The organism is [Clostridium] colinum, from assembly GCF_940677205.1.
Lineage (GTDB): Bacteria > Bacillota > Clostridia > Lachnospirales > CAG-274 > Tyzzerella > Tyzzerella colina.
Window position 1 is genome coordinate 320,901 of the sequence record NZ_OW712331.1, and the last position, 18,832, is coordinate 339,732.

Here is an 18,832-nt window from a genome sequence, read left to right on the forward strand (position 1 = left end):
AATGTTTTAATATTGATGAAACACACGGAAACGTTGTAATGAAAATCGAAAGGAGTGTAATTAATGGGTATTAAGAGATTTAAACCTTATACACCTTCAAGAAGACAGATGACTGTTTCTGACTTCTCAGAAATTACTAAAAAAACTCCTGAAAAAAGCTTAGTTGTTCATATCAAAAAAACTTCTGGGCGTAATAATCAGGGTAAAATAACTGTTCGTCATCACGGTGGTGGACACAAGAAAAAATATAGAATTATTGACTTTAAAAGAAATAAAGATGGTATCAATGCTAAAGTTGTTGCTATCGAATATGACCCAAACAGAACTTCTAATATAGCTTTAATCTGCTATGCAGACGGTGTTAAATCTTACATCATTGCACCTAATGGATTAAAAGTTGGAGATGTTTTATCAAATGGTCCAGATGCAGAAATCAGAATTGGTAATGCATTACCTATGAGAAATATTCCAGTTGGTTCTGAAATTCACAATATTGAAATGAAACCAGGCGCAGGTGGACAATTAGTTCGTGCTGCTGGTAACGTAGCTCAATTAATGGCTAAAGAAGGTAAATATGCTACTGTTAGACTTCCTTCTGGTGAAATGAGATTATTACCTATCGATTGTAGAGCTACAATTGGTCAAGTTGGTAATATTGATCACGAACTTATTAACATTGGTAAAGCTGGTAAAAAACGTCATATGGGTATCCGTCCTACTGTTCGTGGTTCTGTTATGAACCCTAATGATCACCCTCACGGTGGTGGTGAAGGTAGAGCACCTATCGGTAGACCAGCTCCTTGTACTCCTTGGGGTAAACCAGCTCTTGGATACAAAACTAGAAAGAAACATAAAGCAAGTAATAAATATATTATCCGTGGTAGAAATAAATAAAAGGAGGGCTGTTTAAATGGCTAGATCGCTTAAAAAAGGACCATTTTGTGATGCACACCTTCTTAAAAAGGTAGATGCTCAAAATGCGGTAAATACAAAAAATGTTATAAAAACTTGGTCTCGTCGTTCTACTATTTTCCCAGAAATGATTGGACACACAATTGCTGTTCACGATGGTAGAAAACATGTGCCTGTATACATTACTGAAGATATGGTTGGACACAAATTAGGAGAGTTCGCTTTAACTAGAACTTACAGAGGACACGGAAAAGACGCAGAGAAAAAATCAAGAGTACGTTAATCGGCTTTGGAAGGAGGTTAATTTAATGTCTGAACAGATTAAAAGTAGAAGTAAGTTTAAAAGAAAAGTTAGAAATGCGGCTACTAGAGAGCTTAAAAGACAAAGAGCTGAAGCTCATCACAATTATGCTAGAATTTCTAACACTAAAGCTAGAATAGTTTTAGACCAAATTAAAGGCAAAAATGTTTCTGAAGCTTTAGCAATTCTTGCTTACTCACCAAGATATGCTGCTGAACTTATAGAAAAAGTTTTAAAATCTGCTATTGCTAATGCAGAGCATAACTTAGGATTTGATGTTGATAAATTATATGTTGATGAGGTAGTTGCTAATCAAGGGCCAACTTTTAAAAGAATTCGCCCAAGAGCTCAAGGTAGAGCTTATAGAATTAACAAACGTACTGCTCATATTTCAATATATCTTAAAGAAAGATAAGGAGGTTCACGATGGGTCAAAAAGTAAATCCACACGGTTTAAGAGTGGGTGTTATCAAAGACTGGGATTCTGTATGGTATGCAGATAAACATAACTATGCTGACTATTTAGTAGAAGATAACGCACTTAGAACTTGTATTAAAAATAAATTAAAAGACTCTAGCGTTTCTAAAATTCAAATAGAAAGAGTTAACGGAGCTAACGATAATGCTAAAGTTAAAATAACTATTCACACTGCTAAACCAGGTAATGTTATTGGTAGAAAAGGTGAAGCTATCCAAGCTTTAAGCAATGAGCTTCAAAAAATGACTTCTCAAAAAGTTTTAATTAACATAGAAGAAATTAAAAAACCTGAGCTTGATTCTCAATTAGTAGCAGAAGATATTGCACGTCAATTAGAAAATCGTGTAACATTTAGAAGAGCTATGAAACAAGCTATGACAAGAACAATGAGATTAGGTGCTAAAGGTATTAAAACTGCTTGTTCTGGACGTTTAGGCGGTGCTGAAATGGCTCGTACTGAACATTATCATGAAGGTACTATTCCTCTTCAAACTTTAAGAGCTGATATTGACTATGGATTTGCTGAAGCAGATACAACTTATGGTAAAATTGGTGTTAAAGTTTGGATATATAAAGGAGAAGTTCTTCCTCAAAGAGCTACTAAGGAAGGGAGTGAAGAGTAATGTTAATGCCTAAAAGAGTTAAAAGACGTAAACAATTTAGAGGACGTTTAAAAGGTAAAGCTACTCGTGGTAATAAGATTACTTATGGTGAGTTTGGTATACAAGCTTGTGAACCAAGCTGGATTACTTCTAATCAAATAGAAGCTGCCCGTATCGCTATGACTAGATACATCAAACGTGGTGGTAAAGTTTGGATAAAAATTTTCCCAGACAAACCTATTACTGAAAAACCTGCTGAAACAAGGATGGGTTCTGGTAAAGGTTCACCTGAATATTGGGTAGCTGTTGTTAAACCAGGTAGAATTATGTTTGAAATAGCTGGCGTAAGTGAGGAAGTTGCTCGTGAAGCTCTTCGTCTTGCTATTCACAAATTACCTATTAAATGTAAAATTGTGTCACGTGCTGACCAAGAAATGGAAGGTGATAACAGTGAAAACTAAGGATTATTTATTAGAGCTTAAAAATAAATCTGCTGATGAGTTGAACGTTGAATTAGTTTCTGCTAAAAAAGAATTATTTAATTTAAGATTTCAAAATGCTACAAATCAATTAAATAATACTGCTAGAATTAGAGAAGTTCGCAGAAATATTGCTCGTATTCAAACTGTAATCACTCAAAAGCAAAAAGGTATGTAATTAGTATAATGGAAGGAGGTAACCTTAGTGGAAAGAAATCTTCGTAAAACAAGAATTGGTAAAGTTGTAAGCGACAAAATGGACAAAACTATCGTTGTTGCTGTTGAAAACAATGTTAGACACCCATTATACAAAAAAATTGTGAAGACTACTTATAAATTAAAAGCTCACGATGAAAATAATGAATGTAAAATTGGTGATCGTGTTAAAGTTATGGAAACAAGACCTTTATCAAAAGATAAAAGATGGAGACTTGTTAATATTGTAGAAAAAGCTAAATAGTTCCTGTATGAAAGGAGGTAACTACGTTGATACAACAAGAATCAAGATTAGTTGTTGCCGATAACTCAGGTGCTAAAGAATTATTATGTATCAGAGTATTAGGCGGTTCAACTAGAAGATATGCAAATATAGGTGACGTTATTGTTGCTACTGTAAAAGATGCAACACCTGGTGGCGTTGTTAAAAAAGGTGACGTTGTTAAGGCTGTTGTAGTTAGAACTGTGAAAGGTGCTTCAAGACCTGATGGTTCTTACATTAAATTTGATGAAAACGCTGCTGTTATCATTAAAGATGACAAAAACCCTAGAGGTACTCGTATATTTGGACCAGTTGCTAGAGAGCTTAGAGAAAAACAATTTATGAAAATATTATCTCTTGCACCTGAAGTATTATAAGGAGGTGTAACTGTGAAGATTAAAAGAGGCGACAAGGTAGTTGTTATTGCTGGTAAAGATAAAGATAAAGAAGGTAAAGTTCTTCTTGTAGATAGAAAAAATAACAAAGTTGTAGTTGAAGGTGTTAACCAAATTAAAAAACACCAAAAACCTAATGCTATCAACCATGCTGGTGGTATAATTACTAAAGAAGCTCCTATTGATGCTTCTAACGTAATGTACTCACACAATGGTAAAGCTAGCAGACTTGGCTACAAAATTGAAGAAGTAAATGGTAAAAGAGTTAAAAAGAGAATAATCAAAAAAACTGGAGAAGTTATTGATTAAGAAAGGAGGTACATTTTACTGTGAACGCTTTAAGAGAATACTATGAAAATGAAATCGTTGATGCTATGATGAAAAAGTTTTCATACAAAAATAAAATGGAAGTTCCAAAAATTGAAAAAATAGTTATTAATATGGGTCTTGGTGAAGCAAAAGAAAATGCTAAAGCTATTGAAAGCGCTGCTGCAGATTTAGCTATTATAGCAGGTCAAAAGCCAGTTGTTACTAAAGCTAAAAAATCTATCGCAGCTTTTAAACTTCGTGCAGGTATGCCTATTGGTTGTAAAGTTACACTTAGAGGCGAAAAAATGTACAGCTTTGCTAATAGATTAATAAATTTAGCTTTACCTCGTGTACGTGACTTCCGTGGGGTTAGTGCTAACTCATTTGACGGTAGAGGTAACTACACTTTAGGTGTTAAAGAACAACTTATGTTCCCAGAAATTAGATACGATAAAATCGATAAAATTAGAGGTATGGATATCGTTTTTGTTACTACTGCTAAAACAGATGAAGAAGCTAGAGAATTATTAAGATTATTCGGTATGCCGTTTAAAAAATAAGGGAGGAGCAAGGATATGGCTAAAAAATCTATGGTCGTGAAGCAACAAAGAAAACCAAAACATTCAACACAAGCATATACTCGTTGTAGAATTTGCGGTAGACCACATGGTTATTTAAGAAAATTTGGTATATGTCGTATTTGTTTCCGTGAATTAGCCTATAAAGGTCAAATCCCGGGAGTAAAAAAAGCTAGTTGGTAATTTTGGGAAAGGAGGATTTTTACAATGTCAATGAGTGATCCTATTGCAGATATGCTTACAAGAATTAGAAATGCAAATACTGCAAAACATAATACTGTTGATGTACCTTCTTCTAAAATGAAAGAAGCTATTGCTAACATTTTAGTAAATGAAGGTTACGTACAAGGTTTTGAATTAATTGAAGATGGCGTGAAAAAGACTATGCGTATCACGTTAAAATATGGAAAAGATAAAAACGAAAAGGTTATTTCTGGTATAAAAAGAATTTCTAAGCCTGGTCTTAGAGTTTATGCTAACAGAGAAGAGTTACCTAAAGTATTAGGTGGTCTTGGTACTGCTATTATCTCAACTAACAAAGGTATTGTTACAGATAAAGAAGCTAGAAAACTTGGTGTTGGCGGAGAAATTATCGCTTTTGTTTGGTAATTAAAAAAACAGGAGGTGCAATAAATGTCACGTATAGGTAGATTACCTATTGCTATCCCAGCTGGTGTAGATGTAAAGCTTGAGGAAGGCAATGTTATTACTGTTAAAGGTCCTAAAGGTACTTTAACTCGTAAATTAGTTGACGATTTAACTATCACAGTTGAAAACAACGAAGTAGTTGTTACTAGACCTAGTGATTTAAAAAGATATAAATCTTTACACGGTCTTACTAGAACACTTATATTTAATATGGTTGTAGGTGTTACAGAAGGCTACACTAAAGAACTTGAAATAAACGGGGTTGGTTACAGAGCTGCAAAAGCTGGTAATAAATTAAATCTTACTTTAGGTTATTCTCACCCGGTTGAAATGATTGACCCAGAAGGCGTTACTACTACTGTTGAAGGAAGTAACAAAATTATCGTTTCTGGTATTGATAAAGAAAAAGTTGGACAGTTTGCAGCGGAAATTAGAGCTAAACGTCCACCAGAACCTTATAAAGGTAAAGGTATTAAATATGCTACTGAACATATTAGACGTAAAGTTGGTAAAACAGGTAAAAAATAATAAAGGGGTGAGGACACTATGATAAGAAAGCCATCACGTGCTGAAGCTAGAGAAAAACGTCACTTAAGAATCCGTAATAAAGTAAGTGGTACAGCACAAAAACCTAGATTGGCAGTATTTAGAAGCAATAAACATATCTATGCTCAAATCATAGATGATACAGTAGGTAATACAATAGTTTCTGCATCTACTATGGAGGCGGACATTAAAGGTAAGCTTTCTAAAACATCTGATGTTGAAGCAGCTAAAGTAGTTGGTACTGAGGTTGCTAAAAAAGCTATCGCTAAAGGTATTAATACAGTAGTATTTGACCGTGGCGGTTATATATATCAAGGCAAAGTTATGGCTTTAGCTGAAGCAGCTAGAGAAGCTGGCTTACAATTTTAGTAAGGAGGGAAAATCTTGAGAAACAAAATTAATGCGAGTACGCTTGATTTAAAAGATAAGGTTGTTACTATCAAACGTGTTACTAAGGTTGTTAAAGGTGGTCGTACTTTCCGTTTTGCAGCATTAGTAGTAGTTGGTGATGAAAACGGACACGTTGGCGTTGGTCTTGGTAAAGCTATGGAAATACCAGATGCTATTAGAAAAGGCAAAGAAGATGCTATGAAAAACCTTATTTATGTTGAACGTAATAAAGATGATAGTATTTACCACGAAATGTTAGGTAAATTTGGAAGTGCAACTGTATTATTAAAACCAGCTCCAGAAGGTACTGGTGTAATCGCTGGTGGTCCTGCTCGTGCCGTTTTAGAGCTTGCAGGTATTAGAAATATTAGAACAAAATCTTTAGGTTCTAATAATAAGAAAAATGTTGTTAATGCAACTATTGAAGGTTTAAGTAGAGTTACTACTCCTGAGCGTGTTGCTAGACTTCGTGGTAAAACAGTTGAAGAAATTTTAGGTTAAGGAGGGCATATAAATGAGTTTAAAAATTACTTTAGTTAAATCTAAAATTGGTGCTATCCCTAAACATAAAAAAACTGTTGAAGCTTTAGGACTTAAAAAAACTAATAGTTTTGTTATTAAAGAAGATAACGTAGCTATTAGAGGTATGATTCAACAAGTTAAACATTTAGTTAAAGTTGAAGAAATCTAGTAGAAGGAGGTGTCCCTTATAATGAATTTAAATGAATTAAGACCAGCTGAAGGTTCAAAAGGTAAAGTATTTCGTAAAGGTAGAGGACACGGTTCTGGTAATGGTAAAACTGCAGGTAGAGGACATAAAGGTCAAAATGCACGTTCTGGTGGTGGCGTAAGACCAGGCTTTGAAGGTGGACAAATGCCTCTTTACAGAAGAATTCCTAAAAGAGGATTCCATTGTAGAAACCATAAAGAAATCGTTGCTATTAACGTAAATCTTTTAAATGTTTTTGAAGATGGAGCTACTATTGATATTGATGCTCTTAAATCAAAAGGTTTAGTAAGTAACCCTAGAGATGGTGTAAAAATTCTTGGTAATGGCGAATTAAGTATCAAAAACATTACTGTAAAAGTAAATTTATTTAGCAAAACAGCTATTGAAAAAATTGAAGCAGCAGGCGGAAAAGCTGAGGTGATTTAATGTTTTCAACCTTTAGGAATGCTTGGAAAGTACCAGAACTTCGTAAAAGAATAATTTTTATGGTTCTTATGATTTTAGTCATAAGAATAGGTACAAAAGTTACAGTTCCAGGTATTAATATTGCAGATTTAGGTACAAACACTAATAGTACACTATATAGTATTATTACTGGTGGTGCTTTTGGAACAATTTTTGCTTTAGGTATAGGACCATACATTACTTCATCTATCATTATGCAGCTATTAACAGTTGCTATACCTAAGCTTGAACAGCTTAATAAAGAAGGCGAACAAGGTAGAAATATAATAAATAAATATACACGTGTTTTAGCAGTTGTATTAGCTTTTATGCAAGCAATAGGACAAATTTTATTTTTAAGAGGTGCTTTTGTTTATCAAAATGCTTTTGTTTATTTTGTAGCAGCATTATCTATGGTAGCAGGTACTATGTTTGTTATGTGGCTTGGTGAAAGACTTACAGAAAAAGGTATTGGTAATGGTACATCTTTTATCATTTTTGCTAATATCTTAGCTAGTTTACCACAATCTATTAAAACTATATATGTAGATACAGTAGGTGGTGGTACATCAGCTTATGTAAAAGCAGGTATTATTGTTGTTTTATTTGTTCTTCTTATTGCTTTTGTTATTCTTGTTCAAGACGGTGAAAGAAGAATACCTGTACAATATTCTAAAAAAATGGTTGGTAGAAAAATGTATGGTGGACAATCAACATTTATACCTATTAAAGTTAATATTGCAGGAGTTATGTCTATTATCTTTGCAATATCTATACTTCAATTTCCACAAACTATTGCTCAACTTTGGCAAACACCACCTAGTTGGTTACAAGAAGTTGTACGTATTTTAAATATAACTAATCCTGTAGGTGCGATATTATATATTATTTTAATTTTTTGCTTTACGTCTTTCTATACATCATTTTCATTCAATCCTATTGAGGTTGCAGAAAATATGAAGAAAAATGGTGGATTTATACCAGGTATTAGACCAGGAAAACCTACTTCCGATTTTATACAAAATGTTGTAAATAAAATCTCTTTAATAGGTGCTTGTTTCTATGCTTTTATAGCTATTGTACCAGTATTATTTGAATGGATTTTTAAAATTAATATTGGCTTTGGTGGAACAACACTTCTTATTGTAACAGGTGTTGCTTTAGAGGTTGTTAAACAACTTGATTCTCAACTTTTAATGAGAAACTATAAAGGATTTTTAGGTTAATAAAATTTGGTAATTTCGAGGGAGTGCATTGCACTTTCTCTATATTAACCAAATAACAAACGTTATTTGAAAGAAGGGTAAAATATGAAACTTGTACTTATAGGAAGCCCTGGAGCCGGCAAAGGCACTCAGGCTAAAGTTTTATCAAAGCATTTTAACATAGCACACATTTCTACTGGTGATTTATTAAGAGAAGAAATTAACCTTAAAACTGAACTTGGTTTAAAAATTATTGATATAATGAATGCTGGTAAACTTGTTTCAGATGATATTGTAGAGTCGCTTCTTTCCAATAGAATCAAAAAAGATGATTGTAAAAATGGATTTATATTAGATGGATATCCACGTAATGTAGAACAAGCAGAAGGTTTATCTTCTATTGTTGGTGATATTGATAAAGTTGTATTAATAAGTGTTGATGATGACCTTATTATAGAACGTATGGTTGGTAGACGTGGTTGTCCTAAATGTGGTCAAATGTATCACATAAAATATAATCCACCTAAAGAAGAGAGCGTTTGTGATGAATGTGGTGAAAAGCTTGTTCAACGTAAAGACGATAATGAAGAAACTGTTAAAAACAGACTTCTTGTTTACCATACATCTACATCACCTATAATTGATTATTATAAAAATAAAGGACTCCTTTTAGAGATAAACGGTGTGGGTAACATTGATGATATAAGTAAGCAATTAATTGATGCTTTAGAAGGGGCTAAATAATGGCTATTACAATAAAAAATGAAAAGCATATAGACTATATGAAAGAAGCAGGTAAAATAAATTCAGAAGTATTAAATCTTTTGGAAAGTTATATAAAACCTGGTATTTCTACAAAAGAGCTTGACAAAATAGCTTTTGATTTTATTAAATCTAAAGATGCAATACCTTCATTTAAAGGTTATGGTGGGTTTCCAGCTACTATATGTGCATCTGTTAATAATCAATTAATACATGGTATACCTTCAGATATTCTTCTTAAAGAAGGGGATATTATCAGTATAGATGTGGGAACTTATAAAAATAAATTTCACGCAGATGCAGCTAGAACTTTTGCAGTTGGAAATATATCAGATGAGGCTAAAAAGTTAATAGATATTACTAAACAGTCTTTTTTTGAAGGCATAAAATTTGCAAAAGTTGGATATTATTTATACGATATATCTAGTGCCATACAAAAATATGTTGAAGATAACGGCTTTTCTATAGTTAGAGATTATGTGGGACATGGAATAGGTAAAAATTTACACGAAGACCCTCAAATACCTAATTATAGGCCTTTTAATAAAAAAGGACCTAAACTTATAAAAGGTATGACTTTAGCTATTGAGCCTATGGTAAATGTTGGAGCAAGAGATATAAAAGTGCTTCAAGATGGTTGGACAGTTGTTACAAAAGATGGTTCTCTCTCAGCACATTATGAAAATACTGTTCTTATTACAGAAGATGAACCAGATATACTCACACTTTAAGATTTTTATATTGAGGTGAATTAGGTTGTATACCAAAGGTCAAGTTGTTTATTCTAAATGTGGACGTGATAAAAGACGACCTTTTATAATTTTTGGTCTTGATGACGAATTTTTATACTTGGTTGATGGTGAACTAAGAAAATTAGAAAAACCTAAGAAAAAAAAGAAAAAACATGTTCAAATTGTTAACAAAATAGATTATAATATAAAAAAGAAGCTTGATGAAAATCTTTATCTGCTTGATGCAGATATTAGAAAAGCATTAGAGCCTTTTAAAATTTAATTGTAATAGTATTAAGGAGGTTTTATACCTTGTCTAAAAACGATGTTATCGAAGTGGAAGGTACTGTCCTTGAAAAGCTTCCTAACGCTACTTTTAAAGTGGAGCTTGAAAACGGACATCAAATCCTAGCTCATATATCAGGTAAGCTACGTATGAACTTTATTAGAATTATACCAGGAGATAAAGTTATGATAGAAATGTCTCCTTATGATTTGACTAAAGGTAGAATTACTTGGAGAGATAAATGATGAAAGGAGTTTAAAAAATGAAAGTTAGACCATCTGTTAAACCTATGTGTGAAAAATGCAGAATAATTAAAAGAAAAGGGGCTATCAGAGTTATCTGCGAAAACCCTAAACACAAACAAAAACAAGGTTAATATGGTGTTTGAAGGTACGAGAACCTTTAAAAATCAGTCAAACTGTGTATTAGTACTTTAGTATATCTAAAGTATATATTATAAATATTGATAGAGAAAATAAATAAAAATTGTAGAGGTTATTATAACCTAATTTTCAGGAGGTGCAAGAATTAATGGCTCGTATTGCGGGTGTTGACTTACCAAGAGAAAAACGTATAGAAATCGGCCTTACTTATGTATATGGTATCGGTAGAGCTAGCTCTAACAGAATATTAGCTGAAGCTGGTATTGACCCAAACACTAGAGTAAGAGATTTATCTGACGATGAAGTAGCTAAAATTCGTGAAGTAATTGATGCTACTCAAACTGTTGAAGGTGATTTAAGAAGAGAAATAGCTCTTAACATTAAACGCCTTGTTGAGATTGGATGCTACAGAGGTATCCGTCATAGAAAAGGTCTTCCTGTTAGAGGACAAAAAACTAAAACTAATGCTAGAACTAGAAAAGGTCCTAGAAGAACTGTTGCTAATAAGAAAAAATAATCTTTTGAAGGAGGTTTAGAGTTAAATGGCTAAAAAGACAGTAAAAAAATCTACAGGCCGTAGACGTCGCGACAGAAAAGTTGTTGAGCGTGGTCAAGCACATATTCAATCAACTTTTAATAATACAATTGTAACTATTACAGATGCTTCTGGTAATGCTCTTTCTTGGGCAAGTGCTGGTGAATTAGGGTTTAGAGGCTCTAGAAAATCTACTCCTTATGCTGCACAAATGGCTGCAGACAAAGCTGCTCTTGCTGCTAAAGATTATGGCTTAAAAACAGTTGAAGTTTTTGTAAAAGGTCCTGGTAGTGGTAGAGAAGCTGCTATTCGTGCTTTACAAGCAGCTGGTCTTGATGTAACTATGATTAAAGACGTTACTCCTGTACCACACAATGGTTGTAGACCACCAAAAAGAAGAAGAGTTTAATCATTACTATATATTAGGAGGTGCTATTTAGAATGGCTAGAGATATGGGTCCTGTTCTTAAAAGATGCAGATACCTTGGTATCGACCCTATTGTTCTTGGTGTTACTAAAAAACCTAGTAAACGTAAAAGAACAATGAGAAAATTAAGTGAATATGGTGTTCAATTAAAAGAAAAACAAAAAGTTAAATTTATATACGGTGTTTTAGAAAAACAATTTAGAAACTACTATAAAGTAGCAGATAATATGCACGGTATTACTGGTGAAAACCTTCTTATGCTTCTTGAACTTAGACTTGATAACGTTGTTTATAGATTAGGTCTTGGTCGTACTAGAAAAGAAGCTAGACAAATTGTTCGTCATAATTTAATTCGTGTAAATGGTAAAAAAGTTAATATCCCTTCTTATCAAGTTAAAGTTGGTGATGTTATCGAAGTTAAAGAAAACAAAAAAGATTTACAAAGATTTAAAGATGTACTTGAGGTTACAGGTTCAAGAGTTGTACCTGCTTGGTTAAGCGCAGATGTAGAAAATCTTAAAGGTAATGTTGTTACTATGCCTTCTAGAGAACAACTTGATTTACCTGTTAACGAAACACTTATCGTTGAGTTATATTCTAAATAATTATTTAATATTTTTTAGGAGAGTTTTTTCTTTCCTAAAAAATATTAATAGTTTAAGATATTTATAAGGGAGGTTAAAATTAGTGTTAGGATTTGAAAAACCTCGCATTGAAATTGCTGAAATATCAGAAGATAAAAGATATGGCAAATTTATTGTTCAACCTTTGGAAAGAGGATATGGAACTACACTTGGTAACTCTTTAAGAAGAATACTTTTATCTACTTTACCAGGTGCTGCTATTAGCAATATTAAAATTGAAGGTGTTCCTCACGAATTTAGTGTTATCCCTGGTGTTAAAGAAGATGTTACAGAAATTATATTAAATCTTAAAAACTTAGCTATTAAATGTAATAGCACAAGTGATGAACCTAAGATGGCTTATATAGATTTTACTGGTGAAGGTGAAGTTAAAGCTTCAGACATTAAGGTAGATTCTGACATTGAAATTGTAAATCCAGATTTACACATTGCTACTTTAAGTGGTGGTAGTGAAAGTAAACTTTTTATGGAAATGACTATCACAAGAGGTAGAGGATATGTAGAAGCTGCTAAAAATAAAAAACCAGACCAATCTGTTAGAATAATACCTGTGGATTCTTTATACACACCAGTACAAAGAGTTAATTTCCTTGTAGAAGATACTCGTGTAGGACAAATAACAGACTATGATAAACTTACTTTTGAAGTTTGGACTAATGGTACTATTAGCCCAGATGATGCTGTAAGTTTAGCTGCTAAAGTACTTAATGAACATTTAGCTTTATTTATTGATTTATCTGATAATGCTAAAAACACTGAGATTATGGTCGAAAAAGAAGAAGGCAAGAAAGAAAAGGTTCTTGAGCTTAGTATAGAAGAGCTTGACCTTTCTGTTCGTTCTTATAACTGTCTTAAACGTGCAGGTATTAACACAGTTGAAGACCTTGCAAATAAAACTGAAGATGATATGATGAAAGTGCGTAATCTAGGACGTAAGTCTTTAGAAGAAGTTCTTGGAAAAATGGCAGAGCTTGGACTTGCTTTAAGTCCTAGTGATGAATAATTTATTATTAAGGAGGATTAGTAATGGCTGGATACAGAAAACTTGGGCGTACATCAAGCCAACGTAAGGCGTTACTTCGTAATCAAGTAACTAACCTTTTATATCACGGCAAAATTAAAACTACTGAAGCCAAAGCTAAAGAAATTAGAAGAATAGCTGAAAAGTTAATAACTCTTGCTATTAAAGAAAAAGATAACTTTGAAGAAGTTACTGTTAAAGCTAAAATAGCTAAAAAAGATTCTGAAGGTAGAAGAATTAAGGAAGTTGTAAACGGTAAAAAAGTTACTGTTTTTGATGAAGTTGATAAAACTATCAAAAAAGACCTTCCTTCAAGATTAAATGCTAGAAGAAAAATGCTTAGTGTACTTTATCCTGTAACAGAAGTACCGGCAGATGGTAGAAAGAAAAGAAACAACACTAAAGTTGTTGATATGCCTAAAAAAATGTTTGAAGAAATTGCTCCAAAATATGTTGGTAGACCAGGTGGTTATACTCGTATAGTTAAACTTGGAACTAGACGTGGTGATGGTGCAGAAGAAGTTATTATAGAACTTATCTAATAAAAATAAAACTCTATTGAAATTATTTCAATAGAGTTTTATTTTTATTATTTGTTAATAGCAAGTTATTAGTGTACGCCAAGACTTAAAATTAATTATTTTTCTATGATTTTTATAGTATAAATGTTTATTGTCAAAATTAGTAATAATTTTTTTAAATTTATAAATATAACTAAACGATAATTTAATTTATAAGTATCTAAGTATTTTATTTATATATTTATTATAAAAACATATATACAATTTATAATTTTTTAGTAGTAATTTTCTATTTTTTATAGCACTAAAAACAGTAAACAACCATATTTTTTATTAGATAGTAGTTAACATTCATTTTTTAGAACTTAATCTTTTTTTGAGTAATTTTTTATTAATAAAATTATTCTAATATTTGCATTACTTAAAATTTAATAAACAATAAAAATAACTTATTAAGTATATATTTGTGTAAGTTAAATATTTTAGAAAGTTTTAATATTAAAGAAGATATTTGTTAAATAAATTTATAAACCTAAATTTATACCTTTTTTATACATTTCATCTATTGCAAGTATTATACCAATTTTACTATGAAACCACGTAAGACCACCTTGCATATAAACCGTATAAGGAGGTTTTATAGGAGCATCTGCACTAAGCTCTATGGAAGAACCTTGAACAAAAGCACCAGCAGCCATTATAACAGGACAGTCATATCCTGGCATATCCCAAGGCTCAGGCACAACAAAGCTATCAACAGGAGCACCTTTTTGTATACCTTGACAAAATGCTATAACTTTATTGGCGTCATTCATTTTAATAGCCTGAACTATATCACTACGTTTTTCAAAAGGTTTAGGCATAACATCATATCCTAAATCATCAAATATTTTAGAACAAAATACAGCACCTTTTAGGCTAGATGCAACAACTGTTGGAGCTAAAAATAACCCTTGTATTAAAGCTCCACTAATACCTAATGATGGACCAACTTCTTTGCCAAGCCCTGGAGCAGTTAGCCTATATGCACAATTATCTACATAATCTTTTTTACCTACTATATATCCTCCTACAGGAGCAAGCCCACCACCTGGATTTTTTATTAAAGAACCTACCACTAAATCGGCTCCTACTTCTGTTGGCTCTATAATGTCTACAAATTCACCATAACAATTATCTACCATACATATAATATCTTTTCTTACTTCTTTTACTATTTTTATTATTTTTTTAATTTCATCTAACGTTAGGCTAGGGCGATAACTATATCCTTTAGAACGTTGTATAGTAACCATTTTTGTTTTATTTGTTATATTTTTTGCTATATTATCAAAATCTACTTTACCATCTTCTAATAAATCTAACTCTTTATATAATACTCCGTGTTCTTTTAAAGAGCCTTTTGTTTCTCTAGCGTGGCCTATTACACCTTCTAAAGTGTCGTAAGGTTTACCTACTGGAGAGAATAGTTCATCTCCATATTTTAAATTCCCAAATAAAGCAATTGTTAAAGCGTGAGTACCAGATATTATTTGAGGTCTTACTAAAGAACTTTCAGCATTAAAAACATCTTTATATATTTCTTCTAAAGTATCTCTACCTAAATCATCATATCCATATCCTGTTGTTACACCAAAATGACTATCACTAAGTTTATTTTTTTGCATAGCTCTTAAAACTTTATATTGATTTATTTCTGCATTTTTATCTATTGTATCAAATATATCTTTAATACTATCTTCTGCATTTTTACAAAAATTTAAAACTTTTTCATTTACATTAAAATTTTCTTTTATATAGTTATATGCTATATCCATTTTATTCTCCTTTGTTTATAAATATATCTTTCATATAATTTGATAAATCTTGTGCATTATCAAAATTATTAGTATCTATCCAAATAGCATTTTCTGTTTGATGTTTAAACCAAGTTATTTGTCTTTTAGCAAAATGTCTTGTATCTCTTTTTATTATTTCTATTGCATAATCTAAGCTATATTCTCCTTCTAAATATTTTATAATTTCTTTATAGCCTAGACCTTGCATAGATACAAGATTTTTTGAGTAGCCTTTATTTAATAAAGATTTAACTTCTTCTACAAGACCATTTTGTATCATCATATCTACTCTTAAATTTATCCTATTATATAGTTTTTCTCTATCCATATTTAAAACAAAAAATGTTGTATCATATACTTGCTCTCTTGCTTTTTCATTTTCATTATGTGTGGAAATTTTTTCTCCAGTTAGTTTATAATATTCTAATGCTCTAATAACCTTTTTTACATTATTTTTATGTATAGCATTTGCAGATTTTTCATCTATATTTTTTAACATATTATGCAGAAAATCATTTCCATTATTTATTGCTATTTCTTCTAACTCTTTTCTATATTTATCATCTTTTTTAGTTTCTGTAAAATTATTATTATATATAACAGAATTTATATAAAATCCAGTACCACCTACTAAAATAGGTATTTTACCTTTACTTTGTATTTCTTGTATATACTTAGTTGCTTTTTCTTTAAATATAGCAATAGAAAAATCTTCATCTGGATAAAACTCGTTTATAAGATAATGTTTTATACCTTGTGTTTCATCTGAATTTATTTTGGCCGTACCTATATCCATATATTTATATACTTGCATACTATCTGCCGATATTATTTCACCGTTTATTTTTTTAGCTAATAAAACAGATGATTCTGTCTTGCCACAAGCCGTAGGTCCGGCAATAACTATAAGTGATTTTTTCATATTATACCTCTTTATATTATATAAGTAAGTGAAAAGGCTTTTTGTCAAGAGTAAAAACAATTGACAAAAAGCCTAAATATTATATCGCACGAGTAACTTTATTAGAACGTAAACATCTTGTACAAATATTGATAGATTTTACAGTCCCATTTTCAATTATTTTAATTTTTTTAACATTAGGTTTCCAAGTTCTATTAGCACGACGAGAAACTTGGCTACGGTTAATGCTAATTCTATGTCCAGTACGAACTGATTTTTCACAAATTTCACATTTAGCCATTGACTACACCTCCTTAATAGGTTAAAAATCATCATTTCAAATTATAACAGATTTTTTACTTAAAATCAACCTTTATATTAAATTTTTTTACTATTTTTTATTATTATACAAAATATTTAATATATTAAAAGTTAAATATTTAAATAATACTTTATTTTTATAATATAGCTTGTATATATATTTAATTATTTATTTGTTTAAAATATATAAATTTAACCTTAAATTTCAGTTAAATTGAAGAAATTGATTTATTTTGAAGTATTTTGATTGAATTTGAATTAAATTTATGCTATTATATAGATAAAGAGGTGTAGTTATGATTGCTAATGAAAGATATTTGAAAATTTTAAATTTATTAAATAGTAAAGGGTCTATTACAATTAATGAAATTGTAGATTTATTAAACATTTCAGAATCTACAGTTAGGAGAGATTTAAATACTCTTGATAAAGAAAAAAAACTTATAAAAGTTCATGGTGGTGCTATATCTAATAAAAGTATTTATGTTACACAAGAAGAAAGCCTAAACCATAAAAAATTTATTAATCAAGATGAGAAAAAAGAAATAGCAAAAAAAGCATCTACTTTAATAAAGCCTAATGATTTTGTATATATAGACTCTGGAACAACAACATATGAAATGACTAATTTTATAACAGAAAAATCTGCAACATATGTTACAAACAGTATTCCTATAGCACAAAATATGATTGAAAAAAATTTTAATGTATTTATATTAGGTGGAAAAATAAAGCCTAACACCCAAGCTATAGTTGGGTCATTTGCAAAGGAATGTATAAAAAATTTTAATTTTACTATTGGTTTTTTTGGAACAAATGGAATTTCTTTAAAAAATTCATATACAACACCAGATATAGAAGAAGCCGATATAAAGAAAATAGCAATTAACAAATCTAATAAGGTCTTTGTTCTTTGTGATAGTTCTAAATTTAATTTAGTTTCTTCTATTACATTTGCAAATATAGAAGATGCTTGTATTATAACAAATAAATTTGATGATGTTAGTTTTTTAAAAAGTTTTAAAGATAAAACTAAAATTTTGGAGGTGTGAAAATGATTTATACTGTAACTTTTAACCCTGCTATTGATTATGTATTAAACATAGAAAATATAGAGTTTGGAAAAACAAATAGAAGTTTAAAAGAAGAAATGTATATTGGCGGGAAAGGTATAAATGTTTCTATTGTACTAAAAAATTTAGGAATTGATAGCAAATGTTTAGGGTTTTGTGGTGGATTTGTAGGAAAAGAAATATCAAAAACTTTAGAAGAAATGGGTTGTAACTGTGATTTTATAGAAGTAGAACAAAATAGTAGAATAAATATAAAAATTAAATCTAACGAAGAAACAGAAATAAATGCTCAAGGACCTAATATTTCACAAGATAAGATAGATGAATTATTTTTAAAATTAGATAATATTAAAGAGGGGAGTATACTTGTTTTAGCAGGTTCTATACCTAATACTTTACCTTCAGATATATATGAAAAAATTCAAGAAAGATTAAAAAATAAAGATATAAAAATAGTTGTAGATGCAACTAAAAATTTACTTCTAAATTCGTTAAAATATAAGCCATTTTTAGTTAAGCCTAATAAAGATGAACTTAGTGAAATATTTAATGTAGAAATAAAAGATGATAATGATTTATTAACATATTCTAAAAAGCTAAAAGAATATGGTGCAAAAAATGTTATTGTATCTTTAGGCAAAGATGGAGCATTTTTATTAGATGAAAATGACAAAGTTTATAGATTAAATGCACCTGAGGGAGTATTGATAAATTCAGTTGGGGCAGGAGATTCTATGGTTGCTGGCTTTATATATGGGTTTATAAAATATAATGACTATGAAAAAGCCTTTAAATATTCTGTGGCTACAGGAAGTGCAACGGCCTTTTCTAAATGGCTTGCAGAAAGTGAAACAATAAATAGTATATTTAATAAATTATAAAGGAGGTACTTTT

Annotated in this window: 33 protein-coding genes; 30 read left to right on the top strand and 3 right to left on the bottom strand. The window is 30.7% G+C overall.

All coding sequences use genetic code 11. From position 1 onward, the window contains the following. Positions 1-63 precede the first annotated feature (63 nt). The 28 genes from rplB to NBW53_RS01605 all read left to right on the top strand — a co-directional run bounded on the left by rplB (position 64) and on the right by NBW53_RS01605 (position 13,826). Positions 64-894 carry a 50S ribosomal protein L2 gene (gene rplB / locus NBW53_RS01470; protein WP_250278356.1) on the top strand — a complete coding sequence of 277 codons (831 nt, stop codon included), beginning with the start codon at positions 64-66 and terminating at the stop codon, positions 892-894. Positions 895-910: 16 nt separating this feature from the next. Then, complete coding sequence (rpsS, locus tag NBW53_RS01475) at positions 911-1,195, top strand: 30S ribosomal protein S19 (RefSeq protein ID WP_250278357.1); 285 nt, start codon at positions 911-913, stop codon at positions 1,193-1,195. A gap of 25 nt (positions 1,196-1,220) precedes the next feature. Continuing rightward, entirely contained in the window at positions 1,221-1,628 is a 408-nt protein-coding gene (gene rplV, locus NBW53_RS01480) for a 50S ribosomal protein L22 (protein WP_250278358.1), read from the top strand. 11 nt (positions 1,629-1,639) lie between these two features. Further along, complete coding sequence (gene rpsC, locus NBW53_RS01485) at positions 1,640-2,314, top strand: 30S ribosomal protein S3 (protein WP_250278359.1); 675 nt, start codon at positions 1,640-1,642, stop codon at positions 2,312-2,314. Next, complete coding sequence (rplP, locus tag NBW53_RS01490; RefSeq protein WP_250278360.1) at positions 2,314-2,754, top strand: 50S ribosomal protein L16; 441 nt, start codon at positions 2,314-2,316, stop codon at positions 2,752-2,754. Before rpsC ends, rplP begins: the two co-directional genes overlap by 1 nt. After that, entirely contained in the window at positions 2,744-2,950 is a 207-nt protein-coding gene (gene rpmC, locus NBW53_RS01495; RefSeq protein WP_250278361.1) for a 50S ribosomal protein L29, read from the top strand. Before rplP ends, rpmC begins: the two co-directional genes overlap by 11 nt. Before the next feature lie 27 nt (positions 2,951-2,977). Continuing rightward, positions 2,978-3,232 (top strand): 30S ribosomal protein S17, encoded by a 255-nt coding sequence (gene rpsQ / locus NBW53_RS01500; protein WP_284345824.1) that lies wholly within the window; start codon positions 2,978-2,980, stop codon positions 3,230-3,232. Positions 3,233-3,258: 26 nt separating this feature from the next. After that, entirely contained in the window at positions 3,259-3,627 is a 369-nt protein-coding gene (gene rplN, locus NBW53_RS01505; RefSeq protein WP_250278362.1) for a 50S ribosomal protein L14, read from the top strand. A gap of 12 nt (positions 3,628-3,639) precedes the next feature. Next, complete coding sequence (rplX, locus tag NBW53_RS01510; RefSeq protein WP_250278363.1) at positions 3,640-3,954, top strand: 50S ribosomal protein L24; 315 nt, start codon at positions 3,640-3,642, stop codon at positions 3,952-3,954. A 65-nt stretch (positions 3,955-4,019) separates the two neighbouring features. Continuing rightward, positions 4,020-4,514, top strand: coding sequence for a 50S ribosomal protein L5 (gene rplE, locus NBW53_RS01515; protein ID WP_408647043.1), 495 nt, complete (start codon positions 4,020-4,022; stop codon positions 4,512-4,514). Between the two features lie 15 nt (positions 4,515-4,529). Beyond that, positions 4,530-4,715 (top strand): type Z 30S ribosomal protein S14, encoded by a 186-nt coding sequence (locus NBW53_RS01520; protein WP_250278365.1) that lies wholly within the window; start codon positions 4,530-4,532, stop codon positions 4,713-4,715. A gap of 24 nt (positions 4,716-4,739) precedes the next feature. Then, positions 4,740-5,141, top strand: coding sequence for a 30S ribosomal protein S8 (rpsH, locus tag NBW53_RS01525; RefSeq protein ID WP_250278366.1), 402 nt, complete (start codon positions 4,740-4,742; stop codon positions 5,139-5,141). Positions 5,142-5,165: 24 nt separating this feature from the next. Then, positions 5,166-5,708, top strand: coding sequence for a 50S ribosomal protein L6 (rplF, locus tag NBW53_RS01530; RefSeq protein WP_250278367.1), 543 nt, complete (start codon positions 5,166-5,168; stop codon positions 5,706-5,708). An 18-nt stretch (positions 5,709-5,726) separates the two neighbouring features. Then, positions 5,727-6,095, top strand: coding sequence for a 50S ribosomal protein L18 (rplR, locus tag NBW53_RS01535; RefSeq protein ID WP_250278368.1), 369 nt, complete (start codon positions 5,727-5,729; stop codon positions 6,093-6,095). A gap of 12 nt (positions 6,096-6,107) precedes the next feature. After that, positions 6,108-6,617, top strand: coding sequence for a 30S ribosomal protein S5 (gene rpsE, locus NBW53_RS01540; protein ID WP_284345835.1), 510 nt, complete (start codon positions 6,108-6,110; stop codon positions 6,615-6,617). A gap of 13 nt (positions 6,618-6,630) precedes the next feature. Next, the gene (gene rpmD, locus NBW53_RS01545; protein WP_250278370.1) at positions 6,631-6,807 is read left to right on the top strand and encodes a 50S ribosomal protein L30; all 177 of its coding nucleotides are present in this window, start codon (positions 6,631-6,633) and stop codon (positions 6,805-6,807) included. 21 nt (positions 6,808-6,828) lie between these two features. Continuing rightward, positions 6,829-7,272, top strand: coding sequence for a 50S ribosomal protein L15 (gene rplO, locus NBW53_RS01550; protein ID WP_250278371.1), 444 nt, complete (start codon positions 6,829-6,831; stop codon positions 7,270-7,272). Beyond that, positions 7,272-8,516, top strand: coding sequence for a preprotein translocase subunit SecY (gene secY / locus NBW53_RS01555; protein ID WP_250278372.1), 1,245 nt, complete (start codon positions 7,272-7,274; stop codon positions 8,514-8,516). Before rplO ends, secY begins: the two co-directional genes overlap by 1 nt. Positions 8,517-8,600: 84 nt before the next feature. After that, entirely contained in the window at positions 8,601-9,239 is a 639-nt protein-coding gene (locus NBW53_RS01560) for an adenylate kinase (protein ID WP_250278373.1), read from the top strand. After that, positions 9,239-9,988 carry a type I methionyl aminopeptidase gene (map, locus tag NBW53_RS01565; RefSeq protein WP_250278374.1) on the top strand — a complete coding sequence of 250 codons (750 nt, stop codon included), beginning with the start codon at positions 9,239-9,241 and terminating at the stop codon, positions 9,986-9,988. Before NBW53_RS01560 ends, map begins: the two co-directional genes overlap by 1 nt. Positions 9,989-10,013: 25 nt before the next feature. Further along, a complete protein-coding gene (locus NBW53_RS01570; protein WP_250278375.1) occupies positions 10,014-10,271 on the top strand; it encodes a KOW domain-containing RNA-binding protein in 258 nt (85 codons plus the stop codon). Between the two features lie 29 nt (positions 10,272-10,300). Then, positions 10,301-10,519 carry a translation initiation factor IF-1 gene (gene infA, locus NBW53_RS01575; protein WP_250278376.1) on the top strand — a complete coding sequence of 73 codons (219 nt, stop codon included), beginning with the start codon at positions 10,301-10,303 and terminating at the stop codon, positions 10,517-10,519. A 17-nt stretch (positions 10,520-10,536) separates the two neighbouring features. Further along, positions 10,537-10,650, top strand: a complete 114-nt coding sequence (gene rpmJ, locus NBW53_RS01580) for a 50S ribosomal protein L36 (protein WP_250278377.1) — start codon at positions 10,537-10,539, stop codon at positions 10,648-10,650. Positions 10,651-10,805: 155 nt separating this feature from the next. After that, on the top strand, positions 10,806-11,174 hold the full coding sequence (gene rpsM / locus NBW53_RS01585; RefSeq protein ID WP_250278378.1) for a 30S ribosomal protein S13: 369 nt from the start codon (positions 10,806-10,808) through the stop codon (positions 11,172-11,174). A gap of 25 nt (positions 11,175-11,199) precedes the next feature. After that, a complete protein-coding gene (rpsK, locus tag NBW53_RS01590) occupies positions 11,200-11,601 on the top strand; it encodes a 30S ribosomal protein S11 (RefSeq protein ID WP_250278379.1) in 402 nt (133 codons plus the stop codon). A 32-nt stretch (positions 11,602-11,633) separates the two neighbouring features. After that, positions 11,634-12,224, top strand: a complete 591-nt coding sequence (gene rpsD, locus NBW53_RS01595; RefSeq protein ID WP_250278380.1) for a 30S ribosomal protein S4 — start codon at positions 11,634-11,636, stop codon at positions 12,222-12,224. A gap of 82 nt (positions 12,225-12,306) precedes the next feature. After that, entirely contained in the window at positions 12,307-13,266 is a 960-nt protein-coding gene (locus tag NBW53_RS01600) for a DNA-directed RNA polymerase subunit alpha (protein ID WP_250278381.1), read from the top strand. A gap of 23 nt (positions 13,267-13,289) precedes the next feature. Further along, entirely contained in the window at positions 13,290-13,826 is a 537-nt protein-coding gene (locus NBW53_RS01605) for a bL17 family ribosomal protein (RefSeq protein WP_250278382.1), read from the top strand. A 503-nt stretch (positions 13,827-14,329) separates the two neighbouring features. Here NBW53_RS01605 and NBW53_RS01610 read toward each other — a convergent pair. From NBW53_RS01610 to rpmB, 3 genes are all read right to left on the bottom strand, one after another. Continuing rightward, positions 14,330-15,622, bottom strand: coding sequence for a methionine gamma-lyase family protein (locus NBW53_RS01610; RefSeq protein WP_250278383.1), 1,293 nt, complete (start codon positions 15,620-15,622; stop codon positions 14,330-14,332). Between the two features lies 1 nt (position 15,623). Next, the gene (miaA, locus tag NBW53_RS01615; RefSeq protein ID WP_250278384.1) at positions 15,624-16,565 is read right to left on the bottom strand and encodes a tRNA (adenosine(37)-N6)-dimethylallyltransferase MiaA; all 942 of its coding nucleotides are present in this window, start codon (positions 16,563-16,565) and stop codon (positions 15,624-15,626) included. 79 nt (positions 16,566-16,644) lie between these two features. Next, on the bottom strand, positions 16,645-16,845 hold the full coding sequence (gene rpmB, locus NBW53_RS01620; RefSeq protein WP_250278385.1) for a 50S ribosomal protein L28: 201 nt from the start codon (positions 16,843-16,845) through the stop codon (positions 16,645-16,647). A gap of 316 nt (positions 16,846-17,161) precedes the next feature. On the opposite strand from rpmB, the gene NBW53_RS01625 reads away from it, so the two are divergent. Continuing rightward, positions 17,162-17,917 carry a DeoR/GlpR family DNA-binding transcription regulator gene (locus NBW53_RS01625; protein WP_250278386.1) on the top strand — a complete coding sequence of 252 codons (756 nt, stop codon included), beginning with the start codon at positions 17,162-17,164 and terminating at the stop codon, positions 17,915-17,917. 2 nt (positions 17,918-17,919) lie between these two features. Beyond that, entirely contained in the window at positions 17,920-18,819 is a 900-nt protein-coding gene (gene pfkB / locus NBW53_RS01630) for a 1-phosphofructokinase (RefSeq protein WP_250278387.1), read from the top strand. Positions 18,820-18,832 lie beyond the last annotated feature (13 nt).

Coding starts and splice junctions, on each gene's coding strand:
- NBW53_RS01520 (WP_250278365.1), top strand. CDS start 4,530: ATGGCTAAAAAATCTATGGTCGTGAAGCAACAAAGAAAACCAAAACAT.
- rplP (WP_250278360.1), top strand. CDS start 2,314: ATGTTAATGCCTAAAAGAGTTAAAAGACGTAAACAATTTAGAGGACGT.
- rpsC (WP_250278359.1), top strand. CDS start 1,640: ATGGGTCAAAAAGTAAATCCACACGGTTTAAGAGTGGGTGTTATCAAA.
- rpsK (WP_250278379.1), top strand. CDS start 11,200: ATGGCTAAAAAGACAGTAAAAAAATCTACAGGCCGTAGACGTCGCGAC.
- rplO (WP_250278371.1), top strand. CDS start 6,829: ATGAATTTAAATGAATTAAGACCAGCTGAAGGTTCAAAAGGTAAAGTA.
- rplB (WP_250278356.1), top strand. CDS start 64: ATGGGTATTAAGAGATTTAAACCTTATACACCTTCAAGAAGACAGATG.
- rplR (WP_250278368.1), top strand. CDS start 5,727: ATGATAAGAAAGCCATCACGTGCTGAAGCTAGAGAAAAACGTCACTTA.
- rpsM (WP_250278378.1), top strand. CDS start 10,806: ATGGCTCGTATTGCGGGTGTTGACTTACCAAGAGAAAAACGTATAGAA.
- pfkB (WP_250278387.1), top strand. CDS start 17,920: ATGATTTATACTGTAACTTTTAACCCTGCTATTGATTATGTATTAAAC.
- rpsH (WP_250278366.1), top strand. CDS start 4,740: ATGTCAATGAGTGATCCTATTGCAGATATGCTTACAAGAATTAGAAAT.
- rpmB (WP_250278385.1), bottom strand. CDS start 16,845: ATGGCTAAATGTGAAATTTGTGAAAAATCAGTTCGTACTGGACATAGA.
- rpmD (WP_250278370.1), top strand. CDS start 6,631: ATGAGTTTAAAAATTACTTTAGTTAAATCTAAAATTGGTGCTATCCCT.
- rplE (WP_408647043.1), top strand. CDS start 4,020: ATGATGAAAAAGTTTTCATACAAAAATAAAATGGAAGTTCCAAAAATT.
- rplV (WP_250278358.1), top strand. CDS start 1,221: ATGTCTGAACAGATTAAAAGTAGAAGTAAGTTTAAAAGAAAAGTTAGA.
- rplF (WP_250278367.1), top strand. CDS start 5,166: ATGTCACGTATAGGTAGATTACCTATTGCTATCCCAGCTGGTGTAGAT.
- NBW53_RS01560 (WP_250278373.1), top strand. CDS start 8,601: ATGAAACTTGTACTTATAGGAAGCCCTGGAGCCGGCAAAGGCACTCAG.
- NBW53_RS01625 (WP_250278386.1), top strand. CDS start 17,162: ATGATTGCTAATGAAAGATATTTGAAAATTTTAAATTTATTAAATAGT.
- map (WP_250278374.1), top strand. CDS start 9,239: ATGGCTATTACAATAAAAAATGAAAAGCATATAGACTATATGAAAGAA.
- NBW53_RS01610 (WP_250278383.1), bottom strand. CDS start 15,622: ATGGATATAGCATATAACTATATAAAAGAAAATTTTAATGTAAATGAA.
- rpsS (WP_250278357.1), top strand. CDS start 911: ATGGCTAGATCGCTTAAAAAAGGACCATTTTGTGATGCACACCTTCTT.
- secY (WP_250278372.1), top strand. CDS start 7,272: ATGTTTTCAACCTTTAGGAATGCTTGGAAAGTACCAGAACTTCGTAAA.
- rpmJ (WP_250278377.1), top strand. CDS start 10,537: ATGAAAGTTAGACCATCTGTTAAACCTATGTGTGAAAAATGCAGAATA.
- rpsD (WP_250278380.1), top strand. CDS start 11,634: ATGGCTAGAGATATGGGTCCTGTTCTTAAAAGATGCAGATACCTTGGT.
- miaA (WP_250278384.1), bottom strand. CDS start 16,565: ATGAAAAAATCACTTATAGTTATTGCCGGACCTACGGCTTGTGGCAAG.
- NBW53_RS01605 (WP_250278382.1), top strand. CDS start 13,290: ATGGCTGGATACAGAAAACTTGGGCGTACATCAAGCCAACGTAAGGCG.